Source organism: Rheinheimera texasensis DSM 17496 (assembly GCF_000711985.1).
GTDB classification, from domain to species: Bacteria; Pseudomonadota; Gammaproteobacteria; order Enterobacterales; family Alteromonadaceae; genus Pararheinheimera; species Pararheinheimera texasensis.
The window spans coordinates 997,505-1,024,072 of record NZ_JONU01000007.1 but is presented as its reverse complement, the minus strand read 5'-3'; the positions used below and the strand labels follow the sequence as shown (position 1 = coordinate 1,024,072).

At 51.3% G+C, this 26,568-nt stretch carries 21 protein-coding genes; 12 read left to right on the top strand and 9 right to left on the bottom strand.

Annotation, left to right across the window (positions count from 1 at the left end; all coding sequences use genetic code 11):
* The first annotated feature begins 346 nt into the window (after nt 1-346).
* From Q399_RS0104725 to Q399_RS0104705, 5 genes are all read left to right on the top strand, one after another.
* Nucleotides 347-1,405 (top strand): 3-deoxy-7-phosphoheptulonate synthase, encoded by a 1,059-nt coding sequence (locus Q399_RS0104725; RefSeq protein ID WP_031566134.1) that lies wholly within the window; start codon nt 347-349, stop codon nt 1,403-1,405.
* 7 nt (nt 1,406-1,412) lie between these two features.
* On the top strand, nt 1,413-2,561 hold the full coding sequence (gene tyrA, locus Q399_RS0104720; RefSeq protein WP_051685743.1) for a bifunctional chorismate mutase/prephenate dehydrogenase: 1,149 nt from the start codon (nt 1,413-1,415) through the stop codon (nt 2,559-2,561).
* 78 nt (nt 2,562-2,639) lie between these two features.
* The gene (gene mtgA / locus Q399_RS0104715; RefSeq protein ID WP_031566129.1) at nt 2,640-3,344 is read left to right on the top strand and encodes a monofunctional biosynthetic peptidoglycan transglycosylase; all 705 of its coding nucleotides are present in this window, start codon (nt 2,640-2,642) and stop codon (nt 3,342-3,344) included.
* A 210-nt stretch (nt 3,345-3,554) separates the two neighbouring features.
* Complete coding sequence (locus Q399_RS0104710) at nt 3,555-5,045, top strand: alanine/glycine:cation symporter family protein (protein WP_031566127.1); 1,491 nt, start codon at nt 3,555-3,557, stop codon at nt 5,043-5,045.
* Between the two features lie 54 nt (nt 5,046-5,099).
* Nucleotides 5,100-5,609, top strand: a complete 510-nt coding sequence (locus tag Q399_RS0104705) for a GNAT family N-acetyltransferase (protein WP_031566125.1) — start codon at nt 5,100-5,102, stop codon at nt 5,607-5,609.
* 42 nt (nt 5,610-5,651) lie between these two features.
* On the opposite strand, the gene Q399_RS0104700 is transcribed toward Q399_RS0104705, so the two are convergent.
* A complete protein-coding gene (locus Q399_RS0104700; protein WP_031566123.1) occupies nt 5,652-5,885 on the bottom strand; it encodes a hypothetical protein in 234 nt (77 codons plus the stop codon).
* A 166-nt stretch (nt 5,886-6,051) separates the two neighbouring features.
* On the opposite strand from Q399_RS0104700, the gene Q399_RS0104690 reads away from it, so the two are divergent.
* Together Q399_RS0104690 and Q399_RS0104685 are read left to right on the top strand one after the other, a co-directional pair.
* Nucleotides 6,052-7,056 (top strand): M14 family zinc carboxypeptidase, encoded by a 1,005-nt coding sequence (locus Q399_RS0104690; RefSeq protein WP_031566121.1) that lies wholly within the window; start codon nt 6,052-6,054, stop codon nt 7,054-7,056.
* Complete coding sequence (locus Q399_RS0104685; protein WP_031566119.1) at nt 7,041-7,778, top strand: alpha/beta fold hydrolase; 738 nt, start codon at nt 7,041-7,043, stop codon at nt 7,776-7,778. The genes Q399_RS0104690 and Q399_RS0104685 overlap by 16 nt, the downstream gene beginning before the upstream one ends.
* On the opposite strand, the gene Q399_RS0104680 is transcribed toward Q399_RS0104685, so the two are convergent.
* Nucleotides 7,770-8,462 carry a tRNA-uridine aminocarboxypropyltransferase gene (locus Q399_RS0104680; RefSeq protein ID WP_245612826.1) on the bottom strand — a complete coding sequence of 231 codons (693 nt, stop codon included), beginning with the start codon at nt 8,460-8,462 and terminating at the stop codon, nt 7,770-7,772. The two genes, Q399_RS0104685 and Q399_RS0104680, sit on opposite strands and share 9 nt — an antisense overlap.
* A gap of 61 nt (nt 8,463-8,523) precedes the next feature.
* A complete protein-coding gene (aceK, locus tag Q399_RS0104675) occupies nt 8,524-10,272 on the bottom strand; it encodes a bifunctional isocitrate dehydrogenase kinase/phosphatase (RefSeq protein WP_031566115.1) in 1,749 nt (582 codons plus the stop codon).
* Between the two features lie 205 nt (nt 10,273-10,477).
* Here aceK and Q399_RS0104670 point away from each other — a divergent pair, with 205 nt between their 5' ends.
* Both Q399_RS0104670 and Q399_RS0104665 read left to right on the top strand, forming a co-directional pair.
* On the top strand, nt 10,478-11,170 hold the full coding sequence (locus Q399_RS0104670) for a hypothetical protein (RefSeq protein ID WP_031566113.1): 693 nt from the start codon (nt 10,478-10,480) through the stop codon (nt 11,168-11,170).
* A gap of 86 nt (nt 11,171-11,256) precedes the next feature.
* Nucleotides 11,257-11,550, top strand: a complete 294-nt coding sequence (locus tag Q399_RS0104665) for a DUF1840 domain-containing protein (RefSeq protein WP_031566111.1) — start codon at nt 11,257-11,259, stop codon at nt 11,548-11,550.
* A 25-nt stretch (nt 11,551-11,575) separates the two neighbouring features.
* Here the strand turns inward: Q399_RS0104665 and Q399_RS0104660 are convergent, their stop codons facing one another.
* The 3 genes from Q399_RS0104660 to gltB all read right to left on the bottom strand — a co-directional run bounded on the left by Q399_RS0104660 (nt 11,576) and on the right by gltB (nt 19,188).
* Nucleotides 11,576-13,108 carry an amidase gene (locus Q399_RS0104660; RefSeq protein ID WP_051685742.1) on the bottom strand — a complete coding sequence of 511 codons (1,533 nt, stop codon included), beginning with the start codon at nt 13,106-13,108 and terminating at the stop codon, nt 11,576-11,578.
* A gap of 182 nt (nt 13,109-13,290) precedes the next feature.
* Complete coding sequence (locus Q399_RS0104655) at nt 13,291-14,703, bottom strand: FAD-dependent oxidoreductase (protein WP_031566107.1); 1,413 nt, start codon at nt 14,701-14,703, stop codon at nt 13,291-13,293.
* Between the two features lie 9 nt (nt 14,704-14,712).
* A complete protein-coding gene (gltB, locus tag Q399_RS0104650; RefSeq protein WP_031566105.1) occupies nt 14,713-19,188 on the bottom strand; it encodes a glutamate synthase large subunit in 4,476 nt (1,491 codons plus the stop codon).
* A gap of 209 nt (nt 19,189-19,397) precedes the next feature.
* On the opposite strand from gltB, the gene Q399_RS22065 reads away from it, so the two are divergent.
* On the top strand, nt 19,398-19,565 hold the full coding sequence (locus tag Q399_RS22065) for a hypothetical protein (RefSeq protein ID WP_157836222.1): 168 nt from the start codon (nt 19,398-19,400) through the stop codon (nt 19,563-19,565).
* Nucleotides 19,566-19,601: 36 nt separating this feature from the next.
* Here the strand turns inward: Q399_RS22065 and folE2 are convergent, their stop codons facing one another.
* Entirely contained in the window at nt 19,602-20,516 is a 915-nt protein-coding gene (folE2, locus tag Q399_RS0104640) for a GTP cyclohydrolase FolE2 (RefSeq protein WP_422784840.1), read from the bottom strand.
* 496 nt (nt 20,517-21,012) lie between these two features.
* On the opposite strand from folE2, the gene Q399_RS0104635 reads away from it, so the two are divergent.
* Nucleotides 21,013-23,313 (top strand): ATP-binding protein, encoded by a 2,301-nt coding sequence (locus Q399_RS0104635; protein WP_031566101.1) that lies wholly within the window; start codon nt 21,013-21,015, stop codon nt 23,311-23,313.
* Between the two features lie 91 nt (nt 23,314-23,404).
* Here Q399_RS0104635 and arcA read toward each other — a convergent pair whose 3' ends face one another.
* Nucleotides 23,405-24,112, bottom strand: a complete 708-nt coding sequence (gene arcA / locus Q399_RS0104630) for a two-component system response regulator ArcA (protein ID WP_031566099.1) — start codon at nt 24,110-24,112, stop codon at nt 23,405-23,407.
* A gap of 187 nt (nt 24,113-24,299) precedes the next feature.
* Entirely contained in the window at nt 24,300-25,946 is a 1,647-nt protein-coding gene (locus tag Q399_RS0104625) for a HAMP domain-containing sensor histidine kinase (protein ID WP_031566097.1), read from the bottom strand.
* Nucleotides 25,947-26,141: 195 nt separating this feature from the next.
* Here Q399_RS0104625 and Q399_RS0104620 point away from each other — a divergent pair, with 195 nt between their 5' ends.
* Nucleotides 26,142-26,540, top strand: coding sequence for a DUF3293 domain-containing protein (locus tag Q399_RS0104620; RefSeq protein ID WP_031566095.1), 399 nt, complete (start codon nt 26,142-26,144; stop codon nt 26,538-26,540).
* Nucleotides 26,541-26,568 lie beyond the last annotated feature (28 nt).

Here is a 26,568-nt window from a genome sequence, read left to right as displayed (position 1 = left end):
ACCTTTGAAGTTCTCTGCAAACTACTGTAAACAGCTGACGGCCGGCAGGCAAGTGCCGGGCAGAAAATCCACTGTCCGATTCGGTTTGGCACAAAATCTTGCACCTTCGGCTGATTCATTACTTTAGTTTGCGTGTAATGATAAATGTACAATTTGCACAATGATTCAAATTAGCCTTGACGCGCTGTATCTATTGACTTCGTGTGTTGACATTGTCCCAGTATCTTTTTACTATGTCGGTCGTTTGTAATTATTAAAATACGTATCGTAAAAAAATGTATACAGCGAGATTAAGTGACTGGTCGCCATGCTGACACCAGCCTGCGCTGAGGAAAGGAGCAAAGCGATGAGCAAAATTGTTGATGATTTACGGATATTGGCAGAAAAACCATTAAGCCCGCCGTTAGTGCTGAAAAAGGCGTTACCGCTGTCTGAGCAAGGGGCCTTATTTGTGCAGCAGGCGCGCCGGGAAATTGCTGATATTGTGCATGGCCGCGATAAACGCTTGTTAGTGATCACCGGTCCCTGTTCTATCCACGACCCGGTGGCGGCGATTGATTACGCCAAACGTTTAAAAGAGCTGCAACTGAAGTACGCCGACAGCCTCTACATTGTGATGCGGGTCTACTTTGAAAAACCACGTACCACTGTCGGCTGGAAAGGCTATATCAACGACCCGCACCTTGATGATTCGTTTGATTTGGAAACCGGTCTGACGCGTGGTCGTGAATTGTTGCTGAAACTGGTGGAGATGGAATTGCCGACAGCGACAGAAGCTTTAGATCCAATCAGCCCGCAGTATTTGTCGGATTTAGTGTCCTGGGCTGCTATCGGCGCCCGCACTGTGGAAAGTCAGACTCACCGCGAAATGGCCAGCGGCTTGTCGATGCCAGTCGGTTTCAAAAATGGTACTGATGGCAATTTGAATATCGCCTTAAATGCGCTGCAATCAGCGGCCAGCCCGCACAGCTTTATTGGTATCAACCAACGCGGTGAAGTTGCGCTGGTGCAGACCGCTGGTAATCCGGACGGTCATATCATTCTGCGTGGCGGTACCAAGCCAAATTATGATGCGGAAAGTATTAACGCCGCGGTGGCCGTGCTCGACAAACATCAGTTGCCGCGGGGTATTGTGGTGGATTGCAGCCACGGTAACTCGAATAAAGACCATAACCGACAGCCGCTGGTCGCGGAAGCTGTTGTGGCGCAGCGGGTGCTGGGCAATGACGCCATTATCGGCCTGATGCTGGAAAGTAATATCAATGGTGGCAAGCAGAATATTGTGAATGGCAAAGCTGAGTTATACGGCGTGTCAGTGACGGATGCCTGTATTGACTGGGCAACAACGGCACAACTTCTGGCTGGTCTGCATCATCAGATGTTAGGCGTGTGTCAGGCTGCCTGAGGTTTTTATGAGCATTTCCACATCCGTCCAGGCCGCATCTGCCGCTGAACTGGCGCCGTTGCGCAGTCAGATTGATGCAATTGACACCCAGTTGGTTGAACTGCTGGCCGCACGCGCCAAAGTAACGGCGCAGGTCGGGCAGGTGAAACAACAATATGCGTTACCGCTGTATGTGCCGGAGCGGGAAAAAGCTTTGCTTGAGGCGCGCCGTGCGCAAGCACAAACAGCTGGCGTGTCGCCCGAGCTGGTTGAAGATGTGCTGCGCCGGGTGATGCGGGAGTCTTATTCTACGCAGGAAACCGGCTTCGTTTGCTGCCGTGACGGCGGCGGTAAAGTGGTAGTGGTTGGCGGCAATGGCGCACTCGGGCAACGCTTTGTCAGTTTGTTTCAGCGCTCTGGTTTTACCGTGTCAGTGCTGGAACAAGCAGACTGGCCGAAGGCCGCAGAAATGTGTGCCGATGCCGCGCTGGTATTGCTCGCAGTTCCAATTGCTGTAACAGAACAGGTGATCCGCCAACTGCCACAGTTACCAGCTGATTGTGTGCTGGCGGATATTACCAGTATCAAAGCAGCACCGCTCGCTGCAATGCTACAGCAGCACAGTGGGCCTGTGCTGGGGCTGCATCCGATGTTTGGTCCGGACATCAGCAACATCGTCAAGCAAGTGGTGGTGGTGTGTCATGGCCGCTCTGCAGCGCAATACCAATGGTTGCTGCAGCAATTTAGCGTCTGGGGCGCAGTACTCACAGAAAAAGACGCGCAACAACACGATGAGCTGATGCAGCTTATTCAGGCGATGCGCCATTTCAGCTCGCTGGTGTACGGCGTGCATCTTGCGGAAGAACACGCGGATTTGCCGCAGCTGCTGGAGCTGAGCTCGCCGATTTACCGGCTTGAGTTAGCGATGGTGGGGCGTCTGTTTGCGCAAAATGCTGAATTGTATGCCGACATTATGTTGAGTTCGGTTGCAGTCACCGGTTTACTACAACGCTATCAGCACCGCTTTAATCAGTTGTCGCATTTATTAGCGGCACGGGACAAAGCTGGATTGATGGCGGAGTTTGCCAAAGGCCAGGCGTTTTTTGGTCCTCTGGCCAGCCAGTTTCTGCAGGAAAGCCGGCGTTTGCTGCAAAAAGCTGCGGATGAGCGCAGTTAGCCGCTCGTTTTCTTACTGTTCAAGACCGGAGCCTAACGTTAGACTGGGCTCCGGTTTTCATTCAATGTTTATCATCTCTTGCTGAAATCATTCTGGCTCTGTCTATTGCGCAGGCTACTTTCTGTCTTGCGTTATGCCGGTATAGGCTTGCTGACGCTGGTGTTGCTGTTTGCCTATCTACCGGTGCCTTACACCGGTGTGATGCTGGAACGCCAGATCGACGCCTGGCTGGATGGCAATAGTCGCTATCAGGCACTGCATCAATGGCGGCCATTGACGCAAATTTCTCCGCATTTGTTACAGGCTGTAGTCGCTGCAGAAGATCAGAAGTTTTTGCAGCACAGTGGTTTTGATTTACAGGCGATTGAAAAAGCGCTGGTGTATAACAGCAAAGGCCGCAAGGTACGCGGCGCTTCCACTCTCAGTCAGCAAACGGCAAAAAATGTGTTTTTATGGACTGGTCGTAGCTGGTTACGAAAGGGGCTGGAAACAGGCATTACCCTGCTGCTTGAAGGGGCCTGGGGCAAACAGCGCATTCTGGAAGTGTATCTGAATAGTGTTGAATTCGGTCCCGGCATTTACGGCGCCGAAGCGGCGGCACAGCGCTTCTTTGGTGTGTCGGCACAGCGTTTAAGCCGGTCACAAGCCGCGTTACTGGCGGCCGTGTTACCCAATCCGCACCGATTTTTAGTGCAGTCACCGTCGCCTTATGTACGTAAACGCCAGCAATGGATCTTAAAACAAATGCAGCAGCTGGGGCCCGTACAGCGGCAACTGCGCTAAAACAGCTCCTACCTCTGTTCATTTTGCCGCTTTTCCCGGCAGAACTGCCGTACATTAGCGAAATAATACTGGGCGCATCCGACTTTAGTCGTTATCTTATGACGCTGATCTGCCGTGGGCTTTGGGACATCTTTCTGACCTTGCCAGACTCTTGTCAGACAACGGTGCAGCGATAGCACCGCATCATAACAATATCCGAGGAATCTACTGATGAATGAATTTGTTGCTGTGGTGAACGGCATCATCTGGAGCAAGGCGTTAATCGCTCTTTGTCTCGGGGTGGGCCTGTATTTCTCCATACGCTCGCGTTTCCTGCAATTACGTCATGTGCACGAAATGATCCGCCTGATGTTTGACGGCAAAAGCTCAGACAGCGGAGTGTCATCCTTCCAGGCGTTAACGATGACGCTGGCGGGCCGGGTTGGCACCGGCAATATTGCCGGTGTTGCAACAGCAATCACTTTTGGCGGCCCGGGCGCAGTGTTCTGGATGTGGATGGTGGCGTTTCTCGGCGCCAGCTCGGCGTTCGTGGAATCAACTTTAGGTCAGGTTTACAAAGAAAAAATCAACGGTCAGTATCGCGGCGGTCCGGCGTTTTATATTGAAAAAGGCCTCGGCATGAAATGGTATGCCTGGGTTTTTGCGATTGCGACCGTCATAGCCACAGGTCTGCTGTTGCCAGGTGTCCAGGCGAACTCTATCGCGTCTAGTCTGGAAACTGCAGTGGGTATTTCACCAAATGTAACCGCTGGTGTGCTGGCAATTGCACTTGGTTTTATTATTTTCGGCGGCGTCAAACGCATCGCTACTTTTGCCGAAATCGTGGTGCCATTTATGGCACTGGGTTACATCATCGTCGCTTGTGTGGTCATCGCACTGAATATTGAGCAATTACCTGTCGTACTGAAACTGATTGTGAACAGTGCTTTTGGTACTGAAGCAGCATATGGCGCTATTCTGGGCCTTGCGATCGAGTGGGGCGTTAAACGTGGCGTCTATTCAAACGAAGCCGGTCAGGGCACAGGTCCACATGCATCGTCCGCTGCTGCGGTATCGCATCCGGCGAAACAAGGTCTGGTCCAAGGCTTTTCGGTTTATGTTGATACGCTGTTTGTTTGTTCCGCTACGGCGTTTATGTTGTTAATCACCGGCCAGTACAATGTGCAGGCGGCTGATGGTCAGGCGCTGTATACCGGTGTCGCCGGTGTTGCGGCAGGCCCGGGTTATGTGCAAACCGCTCTTGAAAATGTGATGCCTGGCTTTGGGTCGTTGTTTGTTGCTATTGCCCTGTTGTTTTTCGCTTTCACCACTATCGTCGCTTATTACTACATCGCTGAAACCAACATCGCCTATATCAACCGAACCGTATCGCGGCCATGGCTGGGCTTCCTGCTGAAAGTTGGCATTATGGCAGCAGTGGTTTATGGCACTGTAAAAACAGCAGATCTGGCCTGGGCATTAGGCGATATTGGTGTAGGTTTGATGGCCTGGCTGAACATTATCGCCATTATTCTGCTGCATAAAACCGCCTTTAAATGTCTGCGGGACTACGAGGCGCAAAAAGCGGCCGGTAAAGACCCGGTGTTTCATCCGGAACAGCTGGGGATCAAGAATGCACATTATTGGGAAGGCAAAACAGACGATGAGCTGTTAAGTTCCAGCCTGACCAATCTGGCAGAACAAGACAGCAAACGGGTCTAATCTGAAACAGACAAAGCCAGTCCCTGACTGGCTTTGTTTTATGAGGAAAAGTGAATGGCTACCATCCTGACTACCAGCAGATTACGCTTACGCCATGCCGAGCTTCGCGATGCACCAGCCATGTTGCAGCTGGTCAATGAGCCGGAGTTTTTGCAAAACATCGGTGACAAGCAAGTCAGGAATTTGCAGCAGGCTGAGCAGTATCTGCAAAATGGTGCCATCGCCAGTTATCAGCAACATGGTTTTGGGTTGTATCTGGTTGAACGTTTGGCAGATGGCGCGACTTTGGGCTTATGCGGCCTGGTGCAACGTGATTATTTGCAGTACCCGGATGTCGGTTATGCCTTGTTCCGTGAGTTTAGCGGTCAGGGTTACATTTCCGAAGCGGCGCTGGCGGTGGTCGCTTATGCACGCACTGAACTGGGTTTAAAGCAACTTTGTGGTATTGTGGCGCCGGATAACCTGGCGTCTAAACGTATTCTGCAGAAAACCGGCATGCGGCCGGCCGGGCAAAAGATAGTGCCGGGTGCGGATAAGACGGTTGATTTTTATCTGCTTGAATAGGCCTGAAGGGCTTAAGGTGCCTGCTCAACCTGCGACAGCTGTTTAGCCCTCTGCGCGCTCTGCGTTAGTACGCTGACGCTGAAAATCCTCGTATTTTTTCGAAGCAACATCTTTAAGGCAACTCTCTGACAGTGGTGACGGTAATAACCGGCACTGCGCCCGCTGTTCGTCGCGCATCTTATTGAACCAATATTCTTCACTGCCGCGTTGCGGGTTCTGACAAGCGCTGAGCACCGGCAGTAACAAGCTGATAATTAACAGCGTTTTGTTCGACATGGTCCAATCCGTTTCTTAGTCCTTTGGGTACTATGCCACAGCAGGACAACGGTTTGCTACAGAGGATCTGTACAGTCGGTGGCGCTGTCAAATTTCACCAAACTGCCATAAATTTGCTGCTTTGGTACCTTATGCTGGTGCTTTGTCGCTAACCGCGGGAACTGCTTTGCAAGACTCACTGCCAGAACTGTATCAGCTTGAACTGTTGCTGCGCCATGCACCGGCACCAGTCAGTGCCGACGTACTGGCGATGGTCAGCGCTGGCGACCAACAATTTCCGCTGTATGCCATTGCTGTTGGTCAACCTAAGGCCGGCAAGCCGGTGTTATTGCTGACCGGCGGCATCCATGGCCTGGAGCGGATTGGCACCCAGGTACTACTGGCTTATCTGGAAAGCCTGTGCAGCCGTTTACGCTGGGATCTGCAGTTTGCTGAGCTATTTGATCGTGTTCAACTGTATATCCTGCCGTTGTTAAATCCCGGCGGTATGCTGCGCGGTTGGCGCTCTAATGCGCGCCATGTTGATTTGATGCGTAATGCGCCACAGGATTGTACCGAAGGCGCCGCATTTCTGGTCGGTGGCCAGCGTTATAGCAAATTTTTACCTTGGTATCGGGGGTATCCGGGGCAGCTGGAAACCGAAAGCAGGGTGCTGTGTGATTTTGTCCGGCAGCGTTTGTTTCAGGCGCCGTTTTCGCTGGTGCTGGATTGCCACTCCGGCTTTGGTCAGACCGACCGTTTGTGGTTTCCTTATGCCAAATCCAGTACTCAGCCTATTGCGCATCTGGCGCAAATGCACCGGCTGCGGGAATTATTGTTTCAGACCTATCCGCATCAGAATTACATTTTTGAACCGCAGTGCCGGCATTATTTATGTCATGGCGACTTATGGGATTATCTGTTTGATCAATCGTTGCTGGCGAAACATTTGATGTTGCCGCTGACTCTAGAGATGGGGTCGTGGAACTGGGTGCGAAAAAATCCGTTTCAGCTGTTCAGAAGCCACGGGCTGTTTCATCCGGTCAAACCACACCGGATAAAAAGAGTGCTGCGCAGTCACTTAATTTTGTTCGAATTTTTACTTCAGGCCACTGCCGCACACGCACATTGGCTGCCGACTGTAGACAGCCGCAACGCCATGGAGGCCAACGACTTATGGTACAACCGATAGTGTTATTGCGTGGCCTGGCGCGCGAGCAGGCACATTGGGGCGACTTTCCCGGAGCGCTTGCCAGGCAAACGCAAAGACCGGTGTATTGCCAGGATTTGCCCGGCATGGGCCAGTACCATCAGGAGCAGAGCCCGGCGGACATGCGTTCGCTGGCAGAGTTGATACTACCCAGGCTGCGGCGGCGCCATCCCGGCCCCTGGCATCTGGTTGCCATGTCGTTAGGTGCTATGCTGGCCGTACAGCTGGCGGTATTGGCACCGCAGCAGGTGGCGTCCTTGGTGCTGATAAACACCAGTGCCGGTGCTTTAACGCCGTTTTATCAGCGTTTACGCTGGCAGCAGTATTCAAAAGTACTGAGTGCTTTTATCGCGCCGCTGCGACAGCGTGAACAACTGATTTTACAACTAACCAGTCAGCGCTGGCAGCAACCGCAGTTGCAGCGTGCCGTTGATATCGCAAGGCACAGACCCGTGCAGCGGCTGAATGTACTGCGGCAGTTGCTGGCGGCGAGCCGGTTTCGCCTGAGCGAAAAACCACAGTGCCCGCTATTGTTGTTAAGTGGCGCGGCCGATCAATTGGTCGACCCCATTTGCAGCGAGCGGTTGGCGGACTATTGGCAGGTCGCGCATTTGCAACATCCGTTAGCCGGCCATGATTTAGTTTTAGATGCGCCAGACTGGCTACTGAGCCAGTTAGTGCAATTTTACGCCTGCTTAGACTGAAGATTCATCAAACTCCAGGTGTGGTTTACCCGCCATATACTGGCGGCGAAAAACCTGGAAGTATTGGCATAAGTCCGTGGCTGCCTGTTCATCCCCGGCCAGTTTTAGCACCTCAATGCCAACTTCAGCGGTACAGAGCTGATGTAAATGCGCTGCTTCGCGTAATTTGTAGCCAGAAGCGACCGTTGGATTAATGCCAAGCACCGGGAATTGGTCCAGATAAGGGCTTTTACTGAACATTTTCTTCGCTTCACGCCAGGTACCGTCCAGCATGATAAACAAAGGTTTTTTGCTGCCGGTTTGTAATTCTTGTGGGATAGCGCTGATACAGCGCTCTGCGCTGGCATATTCATGTGGAAACACCACCACAGGCGCCAGGTCTTCGCGCTGCAGTAATTGCAACAAAGCCGGATCCGGCTGAGTGCGATCCCAGACGAAGGCGTAACTGTCGGCCGCGACATCGGCAATCAGCCGGCCGGTATTGCTGGGTTTGTAGCATTCGCCGGTATACATCAGCAATAAAACCGCACTACGGGCTGATGGCGCGGGGATATAGGCGCAGAGGCAATCCGCTTTGGGCAGCAGACAACCGTCGCAACGGATCACCTTGCTGCCACGGGCGTTAAAAGGTTTAGTGGTTTTGGCGAGCTCGCGTTGGCGCAGCTCCAATACTACATTGGCCAAAATGATTTCCGCACAGCTGAACAGGCCGGCATTTTAGCGCAGTTCAGTGCACAAGTGTGTTTTAGCTTTTTACACCGAACTCTTGCGGGTACAAACTGATAAAACGTTGCTGTTGCGGATAAGCAAACACATCTTCGACGATGCCGCTTTTTATCCTGGCCTGTTTTTGTTGCCAGTAAGCGGCGTCAAGCAATTCAGGATGCAGCTCCTGTAACAACTGGCGTAATTCCGGCTGCGCTGTGACAAAAGTGGCGATTTGCTCCGGAAATACATCGCCGGGATGGATTGGATACCAGGGCTCGGCGCTCAGCATATCGTCCCAGTTGTCTGGTGGCGGAATAAAGCGGAAATTCATATCCAGCAGATACTGCACTTCGTCGTAATCGTAAAACACCACGCGGCCGTGCCGGGTTACGCCAAAGTTTTTCAGCAGCATGTCGCCCGGGAAAATATTGGCGGCGATCATGTCTTTCAGCGCCTGGCCGTAATCCTGCATCAGCCGGCGTTTTTCCGCCGGACTTGCTTGTTCTAATGCCAAATTGAGCGGCAACATCCGCCGCTCGATATACAGATGCTTAATCACGACTAAGTCATCTTCAATCTGCAAAGAGCCGGCGATAGATTGTTGTAGTTCGTGTAGCAGTTCGCTAGAGAAGCGGTTTTTTGGCAAAGCCACATCGGAATATTCCAGCGTGTCGGCCATCCTGCCAACCCGGTCATGCGTTTTCACCAGATGATAACGGCGTTTGACGGTATCGCGGCCAAAGGGTTTAGTGTCGGCGAATTTGTCCCGGATCACTTTAAATACATAAGGAAATGACGGCAGAGTGAACACCATCATCACCATACCGCGAATGCCGGGCGCAGCAACAAAAGCGTCGCGGCTTTGCGCCAGATGCTGTAACAGCTCACGGTAAAACTCGGTTTTCCCTTGTTTATGTAAACCGACAGAGGCATACAGTTCGGCCAGGGTTTTATGGGGCAGTAATTCGCGCAGAAAATGCACCAAAGCCGAGGGGACCGGCAAATCCACCATAAAATAAGCACGCGAGAAGCCAAAAATGATGGTCATTTGCTGGCTGTCGGTGATCAGGCTATCGACAAACAAACCACGGCTGCGCTGATGCAATACCGGCATAATAAACGGCTGCTGACCGTCCGGGCTGACTACCCGCCCCACCACATAAGCGGCTTTATTGCGATAAAACACTGATTTGAGAATATCAAAGCGGATTTGATGCACCGGATGGCGGCCATGGCTGGACTGGGCGACAAAAGTTTTCACGATTAAGCGGATATCGCGGTCCAGATTTTCAAAGGGAACCCCTAAGCTAAAGCCACTCAGAATACGGCGCAGGCAATGGCGCAAGCCGTCCTGCGCCGGAAAATAACTGTCATAAACAGAAGCCACCGGCGCCGGCAATTGCTGTTTGTTTAAAGTCGATTCGACAAAAATATTCTGATTGTGAAAATATTGCCGGTCAAATAGCTGGCAAAACACTGAGTTATAAAAAGTTTCTGCCAGCTCCGCCTGCGGATGAAACTGCAGATAGACCAGATAATGTTGTTTAACCTGCTGCCACAATGCTTCGTCCAGACAATGCACCGGCAATTCCTGTTGCAGCACCGCGATGGTTTCACTGACACGGGTGTCGTAATAGGAGATTCGCTCGGCATTGTCAGTTAAAAAACCACTCCAGTCTGCCGCCGCAAATCTTTGCTGCGCATTGGCAGTAATGTGCTGGAACAGCCGGAAATGGCGGCGAAATCCGCGCATGATAATGTCGGCGATGTGCTGCGCTTGTGGCATAGAATATTTAGAGTGAATGCTCAATTTATTGGTTATACCGCGTTCAATCTCAGCTGTAAATCTGACCTTAGTGCAAAAACAGCCGGTAGTCAGAAAACCTTTCGCAGCAATGGGTTGTATCTGTGCCTGCTAGTTGATATAAAAATGTTAATTGCAAGGCGGGTCTGGTTGCACTCGCATCAGTATCAGCAGGGGGAGAACAGCGGTGGCTGGCATTCATCAGGTAGTCCAAGCGACAACAGGCAAAGCGAATTCTGCAACTTTGATTAGTCACTGGCGGCAAGATCCGATGTATCAGCAGTTTCAGGCTGGTATCAGGTTCTGTCTGCGCTCTCCGGGTGTGGCGCTAAGTTTGTTATACCTCGCGGCCGGCCTGGCTGGATTATTGTTCAACATGGCGTTGTTAGCGTCATTTGGGCTTGATGTGTTGCCTTATCTGGAGATCAGTGACTTACTGCTGGCACCGCTGCATTATCCACAAATGTTGCTGTATTTAGCCGGCTCGTTGCTACTCTTTGTGGCGATTTGCGCCCTTGGTTTATGGCAAAGTTATCGTGGTGGTAAACCGAAGCAAGCCCACGGTTATGGCTGGCTTATTTGGCCTATTTTGTTGATTTATCTGGTGCTTGCTGCGCTGGTTCCTGCCAAGCAGCACATAGCAGCACTGAAAGAGGCAAATCATCTCAGCTATCGGATGCAGCTGGTGTACCCACATCAGGTGGTCAATGGCAAAAGTGTTACTTTGCTGCCGGCGGTGCAGCTCATCAGCCGGACGTCGGTTTATTGGTTTGTTCGCCAGGGTTCAGAGCTGTTGATAGTACCGCACGCCAATATCGCGACGTTACAGCCGCTGTTTAACACCGCCCCTGCAGCGGGTGCTCAGCCTCAGTCGCGTTAGTGGCAGGCTCTTGAGACACTGCCGGTGTGGGCGTATATTGAGATTAAAATCTGTATGAATGGTCAATCGAACAGGAGTACCAACCGATGCTGGTTACTTTTCATAGCAAAGATCATTACCCGATCACCATGTTCGGTGATCCGGCGTTACAGCTTATTCAGATGATGGGGGCTCAGCCCAAAGTTCCGGGCGCATTTTATGCCGACGACGTGCCGCAGGCATTGTGGCAATTGCAGGAAGCTTTAGCCGAGGTGGTGGATATGACTGCGCCGCCACAACCGGGAGAAGAGCCGGCTGTGGGGCTGAAGCAGCGTGCAGTACCGCTGCTGGATATGCTCAAAGCTGCGGTGAAAGCGCAGCATAGCATTCACTGGGATTAAATCCGCCACAGCGCCGGATCAGCACTTATAAGCTGCTACGGTAAGTGGGTGCCGCCACCGGGCCGCGCTGTTGCTCCAGTGCGTGGGCAAGGCCAATAATGCGTGCTTCCTGCCAGGGTTTACCGATGATACTGACACCCAGCGGCAAATGACCGTCAAAGCCTGCCGGCAGCGTCAACGACGGATAACCGGAAATTGCCGCAGCACTGGCTGAACCGAAGTTATATTGATCACCTTTGACATGGTCAATAGCCCAGGCCGGGCCTGTCGCCGGCACTATCACTAATGCACCATCCACCAAGTCTTCGTCCAATAAAGCCGCGGCCTGCTGTTGTGAGCGCTGGCGGGCTTGTTGATAGGCGGCTTTTTGTTTTTCCAAATCTGTGGCCTGTGCCTGCTCTAAATATTGCTGACCAAAAAACGCCAAAGCGGTTTTGCCTTGTTGCTGGTTAAAGGCAATGATGCTTTTAATATCTTTTGCTGCAGACGGTGCTTTGAAATCCTCTAACCACTGGTTCAAATCGCGTTTGTATTCATAGACTAAGACGTTAAATTCATCCTGATAGACTGAGTCTGGCAATTGCCAGGTCTGGCGTTCTTTGACTGTGACGCCTAGAGCGGTCAGTTGCTGTTTCAGCCGGTCGAGCATCTTTGCGATAGCTGGAAAGTCTTTGTCGTAGTGACGGACCAATACCACTGTTGGCACCACTTGCCTGACGCTTTGCTGCGCCAGAGCCTTGTTCAGATCACCAAAACGTTGTTGTGCTTGCGGTGTGGCGATGACTTGTAACAGCGCGGCAGCATCGGCGACATTACGCGTCATGGGGCCAGCGATATCCTGCGAACTCGCGATCGGGATAATGCCGTGACCAGAGACTGCACCATGCGTCGGTTTGATACCCACTACGTTATTAATTGCCGCAGGGCAGGTAATAGAGCCGTCCGTTTCAGTACCGACTGCTAGCAAAGTTAAATCGGCGGCTACCGCAACGCCGGAGCCGGAGCTGGAACCACAAGGGCTTTGGCTCAGCACATAAGGGTTTTTGGTCTGGCCGCCTAAGGCCGACCAGCCACTGGCTGAACCTTCACCACGAAAATTTGCCCATTCAGATAAATTGGTTTTGCCCAAAATGACCGCACCGGCGGCGCGCAATTGACTGACCAGGGTGGCATCGACACTAGTTTTAAAATCTTTCAGTACCAGCGCGCCAGCTGTGGTTGGCAGTTGGTCTGCTGTGGCGATATTGGCTTTTAGTAACACTGGCATACCATGCAAAGGGCCACGAATTTTGCCGGCTTTGCGTTCGGCATCCAGAGTTTTGGCCTGATTTAAAGCGTCAGGATTAGTATCAGTGACTGCATGTAGGGCAGGACCTGTATCGTCCAATAGTGCAATGCGTTTGAGGTAATATTCGGTCAGTTGTACAGAGTTTATCTTGCCTTGTTGCAGCAAATCTTGTGCTTGTGGCAGAGACAAACGGGATAAATCGGCGGTAGCCGCAGAAACACTCAAACTGGATAATGACAACAATAACAATGAACTACGTGACAGCGACATAACAGGCTCCTTTTTTCTCCATCCTAGCGGAGGAATGGGGCTGATATCCAACATTATATTTACAAGTCTGGTTGTACCAGCTGCTACCCGGGGCTGAACTGAGCTGGTTTACCAGATATCCGCAAAGCAGAAAAACAAAACCCGGCGTAACAGCCGGGTTTTCGTCAGGTATATCTGATAAGTCAGACCGCCAGATAGTCCAGAATGCCTTCAGCGGCTTTGCGGCCCTGAGCAATAGCTGTGACCACTAAGTCAGAGCCACGCACCATGTCGCCACCGGCGAAGATTTTCTGCTGGCTGGTTTGCAGCGGGAACAAGCTATCTTCTGCCGCCACAACCCGGCCTTTACTATCAAGGGCAACACCTTGATCTGCCAGCCATTTTGGCGGGCTTGGCTGGAAACCGAAGGCGACAATGACCGCATCTGCGTCCAGCAGTTGCTCTGAACCTGCCACCGGCTCCGGCGAACGGCGGCCTTTGGCGTCCGGTGCACCTAAAGCGGTAGTGACCACGTTGACACCTACAGCATGACCTTGCGCATTAACTTCAATGCCCAGCGGCTGCAGGTTAAACATGAACTCGACACCTTCTTCGCGCGCGTTTTGTACTTCACGGCGTGAACCCGGCATGTTGGCCTCATCCCGGCGATAAGCACAAATCACTTTGCTGGCGCCCTGACGGATTGCTGTGCGCACACAGTCCATCGCGGTATCACCACCACCTAACACCACCACTTTTTTGCCTTTTAAGTCGACAAAAGGGTGCTCTGTGGTCCAGCCGTGCAGGTTATTCACATTACCGATTAAATACGGCAGCGCTTCATAGACACCCGGCGCGTTTTCATTGGCAAGGCCACCTTGCATCGGCGTGTAGGTACCAAGTGCCAGGAACACCGCATCATACTGATCCAACAAGCTGTCGAAGCTGACATCCACGCCGACTGTGGTATTGAGGCGGAACTCAATGCCCATCGCAGTGAAAATTTCACGGCGCAACTTCAGTACATCTTTTTCCAGCTTAAATGGTGGAATACCAAAGGTCAGCAGGCCGCCGATCTCCGGATATTTATCAAACACTACCGGTGAGACGCCGTTACGGATTAACACGTCAGCACAAGCCAAACCGGCCGGGCCTGCGCCAATCACTGCAACTTTTTTGTCGGTTTTCACCACCGCGGATAAATCCGGCCGCCAGCCCATTTCAAAGGCTTTGTCGGTGATGTACTTCTCGATTGAACCGATAGTGACAGCGCCAAAACCTTCGTTCAGGGTACAGGCGCCTTCACAGAGCCTGTCCTGCGGACACACCCGGCCGCAAACTTCCGGCAACGAGTTGGTTTTGTGCGACAGCTCGGCCGCTTCAACAATACGACCGTCATTGGCCAGCTTCAGCCACTGCGGAATGTAGTTATGCACCGGACATTTCCATTCGCAATAGGGGTTGCCGCAATCCAGACAACGGTCGGCCTGACCGGCCGCCTGGGTCTCGGTCATCGGCTGATAAATTTCAACAAACTCAATAGTGCGGGCATCCAGCGATTTTTTCGGTGGGTCCACCCGCTTTACATCGATAAACTGATAAACGTTCTGAGCCATAGGTCCTCCTTACATCGCCTGAACCCGCAGCTCGGCGGACGAGCGGGCGCGGTGGCCCAGCAGGGTGTTCACGTCGCTGGTTTTTGGTTTCACCAGCTTAAATTTACTTAAACAGCTCTGGAACGACGACAAAATCTGATGCGCGCGTTCGGAGCCAGTGGCTTCAAAATGTTGATGGATAAGACTGCGTAAATGTTCCTGCAGAATTGGCGTGCTGACTTCCAGCGTTTCCACCAGTTCGCCGTTAACGCGAAGGTCCAGGTCATTCTGCTCGTCATACAGATAAGCAAAACCACCAGTCATGCCGGCGCCAAAGTTGACGCCAGTCTGGCCGAGCACCACGACCACGCCGCCGGTCATATATTCACAGCAGTTATCGCCAGTGCCTTCAATCACCGCAATAGCGCCGGAGTTACGCACCGCGAAGCGTTCGCCGGCGCGGCCTGCTGCATAAAGACGGCCGCCTGTGGCGCCGTATAAACAGGTGTTGCCGACGATAGTGGCGTTGTCTTTGGCGAAACTACAGCCTTTTGGTGGATACACTGCGAGCTGGCCACCGGTCATGCCTTTGCCGACATAGTCGTTGGCATCGCCTTGCAGCGACAGGTGCAGACCACCGGCATTCCAGACGCCGAAACTCTGGCCGGCAGTGCCGCTGAACTGCACTTCAATTGGCTCAGTCGCCATGCCCTGATTGCCGTGCGTGCGGGCAATAAGGCCTGACAACTTGGCGCCAACTGAACGGTCGGTGTTGCGGATAGCCAGATTGAGCCGGCCACCAGTTTTGTACTTGACCATGTCCGCGCAGCGTTCCACTAACAGCTGGTTTAACGGGCCGTTATCAAACGGGTCGTTGTTCTGCACGCAATACAGTGGTTTATCGGAGCTGACACCGCTTGCCTGCAGGATCGGCGTTAAATCCAGTTTGGCCTGACGGGTGGTTTCACCCGGTTTAACGCTGAGTAAATCAGTACGGCCAATCAGGTCGGTCAGCTGGCTAACGCCAAGCTCGGCCAACAGTTCGCGCACTTCCTGGGAGATGAACTTAAAGTAGTTCATCACCATGTCCGGCAAGCCGTTGAAATGGTCACGGCGCAGGGTGGCGTCTTGGGTAGCAACGCCGGTCGCACAGTTATTCAAATGGCAAATCCGCAGGAATTTACAGCCAAGCGCCACCATAGGGCCGGTACCAAAACCGAAGCTCTCGGCGCCTAAAATTGCCGCTTTGACCACGTCCAGACCGGTTTTCAAACCACCGTCAACCTGTAACCGCACGCGGTCGCGCAAGCCGTTTTCCACTAATGCCTGATGTACTTCAGCAAGGCCCAGTTCCCACGGGCTACCGGCATATTTGACCGAAGTCAGCGGGCTGGCGCCGGTGCCGCCGTCGTAGCCGGACACAGTAATAAGATCTGCATAGGCTTTGGCCACACCAGTGGCGATAGTGCCTACGCCTGGCTCTGACACCAGTTTGACCGAGATCAACGCCTGCGGATTGACCTGTTTTAAGTCAAAAATCAGCTGTGACAAATCTTCAATCGAATAAATATCGTGATGCGGTGGAGGGGAGATCAGCGTCACACCCGGCACTGAATAACGCAGGCGGGCAATTTCCGCGGTAACTTTTTCGCCCGGCAGCTGACCACCTTCACCAGGCTTGGCGCCTTGTGCCACTTTAATCTGGATGACTTCTGCATTAACCAGATAATGCGGCGTCACACCGAAGCGACCAGAAGCCACTTGCTTGATTTTACTGTTCTTTTCCGTGCCAAAGCGGCGTGGGTCTTCACCACCTTCACCTGAGTTGGAACGGCCACCGAGCCGGTTCATCGCAATAGCTAAGGCTTCATGCGCTTCCGGGCTTAAAGCGCCAATCGACATCGCAGCGCTGTCAAACCGCGGATACAGCTGTTCGGCCGGGGCGACTTTATCCAGCGCGATTGGCGTGGCTTTAGAGGTATCCAGCACAAACAAATCGCGGATATGCGCGACCGGACGAGTGTTCACCACATCGCGATAAGCTTTGTAGTCATCATATTCGCCGCTACGCACCGCTTTTTGTAAGGTTTGTACCACATCCGGGTTATAGGCGTGGTATTCACCATCATGCACGTATTTTAACAAACCTCCGTGCGTCAGCGGTTTACGCTTCAGCCAGGCGGTATTGGCGCGCACTAACACGTCTGCTTCAAAATCAGTGAAATCGGCACCGCCCAAACGTGACGGCACGTCCGGGAAGCAAAGCTGCATCACATTTTTATTGATACCAACTGCCTCAAACAGGTTGGAACAGCGGTAACTGGCCACTGTAGAAATACCCATTTTCGACATGATTTTGTACAGGCCTTTGTTAATGCCTTTGCGGTAATTCAGCACGGCCTGACGCGCGGTCAGGTTGATATTGCCTTTCTCCACCAGCTGTTCGATGGTCTCATAAGCCAGGAACGGATAAATGCCAGTCGCGCCTAAACCAACCAGCACGGCAAAGTGGTGCGGGTCGCGCGCACCGGCGGTTTCGATAATGATGTTCGAATCGCAGCGCAGCTGGTTGTCGACCAATGCGTGGTGCACCGCACCGACCGCCATCGCGGCCGGTACCGGCACAAAACCTTGCTGGATTTTGCGGTCAGTCAGAATGACCAGCACCACGTTTTCTTCACGCACCACTTGTACTGCTTCGGCGGCAATGCGACGCAGCGCATTTTCCAGACCCTCTTCCGGTGCGTAGTTAATCGAGATGATGTGGTGTTTGTAGAAATTCTGATCAGCAGTTTTTAACTGCTTCAGGTCAGAATACATCATCACCGGCGATTCAAACTGAATGCGACGGGCATAGCCGGCGGTTTCGCTGAACACGTTGTGTTCGCGGCCAATACTGGTCGCCAGCGACATCACGTGCGCTTCGCGCAACGGGTCAATTGGCGGGTTCGTCACCTGAGCAAACTGCTGGCGGAAATAATCGTAGAAAGTGCGTGGTTTACGTGACAACACTGCCATCGGCGTATCATCGCCCATAGAGCCAACGGCTTCCTGACCATCTTTGGCAAGGACAGTGATGACCTGATCAATTTCTTCATAGCTGTAGTTAAACAGCTTATGCAGCACCAGCATCTCATCGTCCGAGAACACGCGTTTGCCGATGAGATCAGTTTCAAACTTCTCGTATGGTACCAGACGCTGCACGTTCTGGTTCAGCCAGTGCCGGTAAGGGTGGCGTGCTTTTAAGTCGGCGTCGATTTCGTCGGAGCGCCAGATTTTACCGGTTTGTGTATCGATCGCCAGCATCTCGCCCGGGCCGACGCGGCCTTTTTCCAGCACTTCATCTGCAGTGTAATCCCAGATCCCGACTTCAGAAGCCAGCGTAATTAACTTGTCTTTGGTGATAACAAAGCGGGCAGGGCGCAGGCCATTGCGGTCCAGATTACAGGCCACGTGCTGACCATTGGTCAGAACGATACCGGCCGGCCCGTCCCACGGCTCCATATGCATGGAGTTGAATTCGTAAAACGCCTTTAAGTCATCATCCATGACTTTATTGCCTTGCCATGCTGGCGGCACCAGCAAACGCATGGCGCGGAATAAATCCATGCCACCGGCTAAAAACAGCTCCAGCATGTTGTCGAGTGAACTGGAATCTGAACCTTTTGTGCCAACGTAAGGCGCCGCCTGTGACATATCCGGAATCAGCGGCGAGGCAAATTTATATTGCCGCGCGCGCGCCCATTGCCGGTTGCCGGTGATGGTATTGATTTCACCGTTGTGCGCCAGAAAACGGAATGGCTGCGCCAAAGCCCAGCGTGGCATAGTGTTAGTCGAGAAGCGCTGGTGGAACACACAAATTGCGGTTTCCATGCGGATATCGGCTAAATCCAGATAAAACCCCGGTAAGTCGGCCGGCATCATCAGGCCTTTAAATACGGTGACCAGACTGGAAAAACTCGGAATATAAAAATCGCTGTCGTCCGGCAATTGCTCGGCGACTAGCTTTTCGGCGCGACGGCGCAGCATGTAGAGGCGACGCTCCAGGTCGTGGTCACCCCAGCCTGGCTGGGCACTGACAAACACCTGCATAATTTTCGGCATTGAGCTCGCCGCAATAGGCCCGAGCACTGTGGCGTCAGTTGGCACTTCGCGCCAGCCGACCAGTGTTAAGGTCTCGCGGGTAATTTCAGCTTCAATAATTGATTTGGCAACTTCGGCTTTCACCGGGTCCTGACTTAAAAAAATCATCCCGACGCCATACTTTTTGCCCAGCACCCAGTTATTTTCCGCGGCAATAGCACGGAAAAAACTATCAGGTTTCTGCATCAGCAAGCCGCAACCGTCTCCGGTTTTACCGTCTGCTGAAATGCCACCGCGATGCTGCATCCGGGCCAGACCGCTGATTGCAGTCCTGACGATCCGGTGACTTGCCACCCCTTCAAGATGGGTGATCAGACCAAAGCCACAGTTTTCTCTGGCCTGGCTGTGGTGATACAACGCCATGACACACTCCCTCCAACCTGTCCTGCATAAATAAAAATGTAAAAATAGTGAATTTATATTCTTTTAATTTTGGTTTTTACGTGTGAAAGAAAATAACGGTCGTACTTTCAAGGGTCAATGGCTGTTTGAGTTGTTATTTTAGTGGGGTCTGGACGTCTGAACGTAAAGACCTGCTATCAGATATACCGATTTTTGCTGAAAATTGCAAGATGACTTTTGGCAAAGCTCCGGTGATTCACCGCATCGGCCTGTTGCGCGTAAATGTAATAAAATTACAGAAATTGCTGTTTTTCGGTGCTTCTTTGCTGACAGGAGAGATAAAAAAAGCTGCCACCGGCAGCTTTTTGTTGGTTTTTAGTCGCAGATATATGCGCTAAATATGCGCGCTATTCAGCGCCGTGATGGGACAGCACCTAAGCGCGGTAGCCGCCCTGCAGACCTTTCACTGTCACCGCAACAGCGTCATGCGCATGCAGCGATTCATAGTGGTTGACCCGCAGCCAGAAATCTTCAAACTCGGTCAGACCATTTAAGGCATGTTTTAACCGGCGGGCGGCGTCTTCACAGAACATCAGATTCTGACCGTTTAAGCGGGCAAATTCCTGCTCATCGGCGCGTTTTACCGCAGCCTGCACCGGCGTTTTCAGCGCATCTTCAATCGCATCAATCAGCGCGACAATCGGGAATTCGCTGACACTGCGTTGCAGTTTTACTTTCACTTCGGCCACAGAACGTTGGCTGTGTGGCGTTGCCACTATGCCTTGGGTGGTGCCAAGCCAATCGACCACCAGTTCACTGCTAATTTGCTGCTGACCGGCAAAACGGGCGACAAAAGCTTCCTGAATAAGCTGACGCGCCAATGCCGCAGAGCAAGGGCAGGTTGATGAATATGGCACATTCACTTTCAGCTCAACCTGCAGCTGGTTCTCCACCACCTGACCTGTGATTGTCACAGGATAAGCTTTCCAGCCCTGTTTTTCGGTGATCAGTGCCTTGCGGCGTAAATGCAGGTCAAAATCAAACTTCACAAAAGCCTGATTGCTTAAATCTTCATGAGTGGTAATAAAGGTGTCGAGCAACTCACACAAGGTGGCATGGCTTAAGCTGGATTCGCGCGACAACTCGTCGAGCGCGAGATACAGCCGCGACATGTGAATACCTTTGGCTTTCGGGTCTGCCAGGTTAACGAATGCTTCTACTTTAGCACTGACCTGACGCGGCGCTTCGCCGTGTAATGCCAGCATCAGCGGCACTTCAATTTGGCTCATGCCAACCCAGTCTAAAGTGCCTTCGGTGGTGGCACATGATTGGTTGGCTACATCTGGCATCGCTATCGGCATGAAATCTCCGGGTCTGTCTGTTGCGACTACTTCAGCACGCTTGGTCTGGAAAGGGCGGCATTCTATCAAGCTTCACACATTTGTCTTATGAAAAATTTGCAAAGGTGCCATCCATTTTTTCGCTCGATTAGCGTACCGGCGTTGAACTTCATCTGTGGTGCGCTGCTATTTGTGGGCCGGCGCTCTAATACCTGATAAAATTAGTCAGGTATTTTACTCCTTTCATTTACGCACTGACAAGTCAGCCGGATCAGTCAGGCTTTGAGTTGATGTCTTGCTGGGTTCAGGATCTGTCCGCTATGCCGGTGTACTGCCCGTTAACTGCAATTGGCAAACTAGTCAGGACAAGATAATCTAACGGGAACAAATCAAGCCGTCACGACACAGATAAGATGCGGTTTCTCTTCGAATTTTCACCAAGGTGCCGGTGTGCTGAAAAAGGCGCAAAATACGGCTGCGCAGGCACAAAAGAGGTTGTCACTGCATGAGTCAATACCGGATCCATCCCTGGGTCAGTCAGCTGGCGCTGGTGCTGAAGCAGTGGGGGTGGTTGCAATTATTCAGCCTGACCACCTTGCTGATTATTGTGGCTTCGGGCCTGATAGCGCTGGCATTTAGCCTGACTTTACATAATAGAGTGGACTGGGATCTGATCAGCGGCGCTTTGTTGTTTGCCTTGGTCGCCGCGCCGCCGTTAGTTTCTGCCTGTCTTTATCTGATTAAACACCTCGATGCCACCTTGTTTTATCTGCAGGACTCCGCGCGGCAGGAAAAACGTCTGAACGAAAATCTGCAAGAGAATATCCGTCAGCTGAACTTTGAAATTGAAGAGCGGAAAAAAGCCTTCCAGGCCAAACGTCAGGCGGTTGATGAGCTGCGAAAAGAAATCACTGAGCGTAAAAAGACCCAACTGTTAGTGGAAGAACAGAGTTTACTTATGAAGTCGATTGTCGACAGTTCACCGGACCTGTTTTATTACCGCGATGAAACCGGCCGCTTCGCCAGCTGCAATAAAATGTTTGAGAGGATGATTGGCAAAAGCTCCAGCGAACTGATTGGCCATTATCCGTCAGAGATTTACGCGCCAGATATGGCACCGGCAGCCATTCTGACCGACCATGAAGTTTCAGTAAACCAGGCAGAACTGACGTTGGACGTGGAGTACAACACGCCGGATGGACAGTTGATGTGGTTTGAGATGCGCAAAGTGCCGTTTTTTGACCGCCAGGGCAGGTACATCGGTTTACTCGGCTTTGGCCGGGACATCACGTCGCGCAAAATGGCGGAGCAAGCGCTGGAGCGCGCATATCAGGATAAAGGCAAATTTATCGCGACTTTAAGCCATGAGCTGCGCACCCCGCTCAATGGTATTGTCGGTTTAACCCGGCGGCTGCTGGAAACAAGGCTCACCGACGAGCAGCGCAGCTGGGCCAATACCATTTTTAGCAGCGCTGAAACCTTAGGTAATATCTTTAACGACATTATCGATTTGGACAAAATTGACCGGCAGGATTTGGATATTCTGTATCAAAGCACTGATATCGCGCAGTTTATACTCGATATTGCTAATTTCGCCGAATTGATTTGTCAGCAAAAAGGTTTGAGTTTCAAGCTACAGCAAGTCGGTGAACTGCAAGGGCATCTTAAATTGGACCCGACCCGGGTGCGCCAGGTGCTGTGGAATTTACTCAGTAACGCAGTGAAATTCACCGCCCGCGGTGAAATTAGTCTTTATGCTGAGTTGTGTGATAACGAGCTGATTTTTGTCGTCAGTGATACCGGCATCGGCATTTCAGCACATGAACAACAGCGCATTTTTGACATGTACTACAAATCCAGCGATGGCCGGCGTTTAAGTATTGTCGGTTCCGGCATCGGGTTGTCGGTGTCCAAAGCTTTAGTTGAGGCGATGGGCGGTTCGGTGACGGTGCAAAGTCAGCTCAATCAGGGCAGTCATTTTACCGTGCGCCTGCCGACAGAACTGCAACAGGCGCCTGAGCTCAGCCAGTTAATGGTATGCCCTGAACTGACGGTATTGCTGGTGGAAGATGTGCCGCTGAATGCTGAAATCGCCACCAATTTGCTGGAGCAACGCGGCCATACTGTGGTGCATGCTGAAACTGGTGAAGATGCGCTGGCTCTGCTGGAAACCGAAGATGATATTGATTTGGTTCTGCTGGATATGCAGCTGCCGGATATGACCGGTGACCAGATCGCCCGTTTTATGCAACAAGAGCCGCATCTGGCCCAAATTCCGATTGTAGTGTTAAGCGCCAACGTGCGCAAAGCTGAGCAGCAGCTTGAAGGCATCCAAATCGCCGGGGCTTTAGCAAAACCGATTAATACTAATAAATTAGATCAGGTACTGGCGCGGTTGTTTTCACCTAGTGCGATGCGGCAAAGTCAGAGCACAGATCCTGATGACAACGAAGCAGCAGACACTGTGCTTGATACCTCAACTTTACAGGACTATCTGCAGTCGCTTGGCAAAGCGCCGATGCAGCGCAGTATGCAGCTGTTTCAGCAGTTAGTGCCGGGCTATGTCAATAAAATGGTGGAAGCTGCGACACTGCAGCAATTGCAGGAATTTCAGGACGCGGCGCATAAATTGAAAGGTGCAGCTGCTTCTGTCGGTTTACTATGGGTGCAGCAACAGGCCAAACAATTAGAACAGCTGGAACAGCCCAACTGGCCGGCAATAGAGCGGCAACTGATAGAATTTCATCTGACGATAGATACACATTTGCAACTGTTGGCTGAGTATCTGGACGCTTATGAAGGCTAGCTGGTGGCGCCGGGCTCTGAGTATCCTGATAAAAGATGCAAAATAAAGACGGCGACCTGAGTCGCCGTTTAATTATCCGATAGCAAGCTGATTATTTTTCCAGCTTGCCAACAAAGCGATAGCCTTCGCCGTGGATAGTGCTGATCAGCTCCGGGCTGTCGATGTCTGATTCAAAGTGTTTACGGATGCGGCGGATAGTCACGTCCACAGTACGGTCGTTTGGACGTAAATCACGGCCTGTCATGTGGCGGATTAATTGTTCGCGGGTGAAAATTTTACCCGGAGTATCCAGCATCAGACGCAGCGCGCGGTATTCGCCTTTTGGCAGACGACGTGACACGCCTTTTGGCGACGTCAGGTTGCGGCTGTTTTCATCCAGCGTCCAGCCATTGAACTTAACCACACTCTTATGCTCTTCGACCACTGGCTGAGCCACAGTGCGGCTTAACAGGTTGCGGGCGCGAATAGTCAGTTCACGTGGGTTAAATGGTTTGGTCAGGTAGTCGTCGGCGCCAATTTCCAGACCCAGGATACGATCAACTTCGCTGTCGCGGCCGGTTAAGAAAATTAAACCGATGTTTTCTTTCTGGCGTAATTCACGCGCCAGAATTAAGCCATTTTTCCCTGGCAGATTAATGTCCATAACAATCAGATTGACGGTATTGTCGGTCAGTTGCTGATGCATCTCTTCACCATTTACGGCTTCAAGTACATCGTAGCCTTCGCCTTCGAACAACTGGACCAGATTTAAACGGGTTACTTCCTCGTCTTCAACGATCAAAATCACCGGCGTCTGCATGGAGATAAACCTTATGTTAACTATGTTGGATTTTCGCGCGTGTCGAGATTGGTCAAATGACAACCAGTTGCCATTTTTTTTGCAATTATAGCTTTGGGTCCATTTGTTAACAAGTGATTTTGTTAACAATTAGATTTTTCTTAATTACTGAGTGCGGTATTGGTGTTTGTCTATGCAAAACAAATACTTAACTGTGCGCTAGCGTGGATGCTGTACTGGCTTTGACTATGACCGGGAAATCAAACAGGATGTCTACGCCTTCACCTAAAGCACTTTCCAGACTGATTTTACCGTTCAGTGCCTGAGTCACCAGGTTATAGACCAGATGCATGCCCAGACCGCTGCCACCTTCACCGCGTTTAGTCGTGACGAAGGGGTCAAAGATGCGTTTTTTGATATTTTCAGGCACGCCTGAACCGTTATCTTTGTAGTGAATTTGGCAACGATTTTGCTCCACTTTGACGCTGATGCTGATAGTGCCATGGTCGGTATGTTCAAAGGCGTGGATCAGGCTGTTCATAATCAGGTTAATCAAAATTTGGTTGATCGGGCCTGGTTTACTGTCGATTTCGAGGTGTGGGTCGCACTCAATTAAAACCTGATGCTGAGTTTTCTTTAAATTTGGCCGCAACGACAACAGCACTTCATTCATCAATTGCAACATATTGAATTGACGGCGGTTCTCATTAGATTGATCAACAGCAACCTGTTTAAAACTGCGGATCAGGCTGGCAGCTCGTTCCAGATTCCGGTAGATAATGCCGAGATTTTCTTTGCTTTCACTGAAGAACTTCGCCAGCTGATTCGACGTCAGTTTTTTCTCGTCAAAGGCTTTTTGAATGTCGCTCAGTTTATCCTGCATCAGCGTGGAAGCCGTCACGCCCAGACCAATCGGCGTATTAACTTCATGCGCTACACCTGCGACCATCTGGCCAAGACTGGCCATTTTTTCAGTTTCAACAATTTGATTCTGGTATTGATGCAGGGTTTCCAGCGTGTTCAGTAAGTCCTGGTTTGAACTCTTCAGCGCCACAGTCCGTTCGTTAATTTTGGCTTCAAGCCCTTGGTTTAATTGCCGAATTTCCTGTTCTGCCTGCTGCAGCTTATTAATTTGCTGTTCGATGCGTTCGAGCATGTTATTTACGGCTCGGCCAAGCATTTGCAACTCTTCTATGTCAGTCAATGGCATGCGCACGGAATAGTTTTTTTCTTTGGTGACTTTTTGCACAGTTGTAAGCAATGTTTCAATCGGTGCGGTAAAACGCTTTTGTAGTAGTCGACTAATAAAATAAGCGCACAACAAAGCAATGACGGCAATCAGCAAATCAAAAAGAATACGGCTTTGTACGTACTTGCTCAGCTCTTCCATGCTGGCGCGAATATAGATGTAGCCTAGTTTTTTACCTTCAAATTCAACAACCTTGCTAATCTCTACAATGTCGCTCTCGAACTGCGGTTGCTGCAGTTGACTGACTTTGGTGAATTGAGTGGGGTGAGGGCCGACGTCGCGTCTGTTATAACTGGAAAAAAAACTGAGCTCGCCGGTTTCAGCTGTTAATTTGTAGATATGAATGTTGTGCAAAATATCAACAGCGGCAAAGGACTTCAGCCGGTTTTCTTCTATTTCCGGGTCGTCATACAAGATACCGGCAACAGAGTTAAATGCGATGATGTTGGCATAGGCATGTAACTGATCAATCAGTTTTTTCTTCTGAAAACTGATGTCCTGCAGTGTAGAAATAGTCAGCGATGCCAGCAAGGTGACGCTGCAAATCAGCATCACGACCCAGCTTAATGCGGCTTTAATAGATGTCGTGCGTAATAAGGAATTCATGTATCCGTTCACAGCCCCTTACAACATTTTTATCAGGTCCATTGCCAACATCTGATTGATTTGGCGGAGACTTTCACTTCCTGATAAGCGTTGTCTGATGTTATGCACATTCAGTTAATTAAGCAAACGGCCTGACAAAAATCTTTGGCTCAGTTATAGTGTTCCGCGGCATGCATTTGCTGACAGGAGCCGTTGATGGATCTTTGGGAAAGCTATAAAACCAGCGTGTTCTTGTGTCATCAGCCACTAGGTGACCAAATCAATTTCGCCATTATCAGTGCGCAAAATCCTTTTGGTGATGTAAAACACCATCAATTAAATTTAACCTTAGATTGTCAGTTCGAAACCCGCCTGAATGCTGCTCATCTGCCACATCGCCGCCTGATTGGGGCATCACCGGATCTGTCCTTTCAGGAACAAAGCTGGGCTGTGTTATGTGACAAAGCGACTGCTGTTGATTTGGCTCGTAAGTTCTCACAGAACGCCATTTATTGGGTAGAAGGTGGTGACTTGTATTTGGTGCCGGCGCTTTTTCAAAATCGTGAAGAATATCTTGGCAGTTACCAAAGCCGGCAGATTTATCTGGCCGATTGACTAATTTCGGGATTAAAAAAGGCGCCTT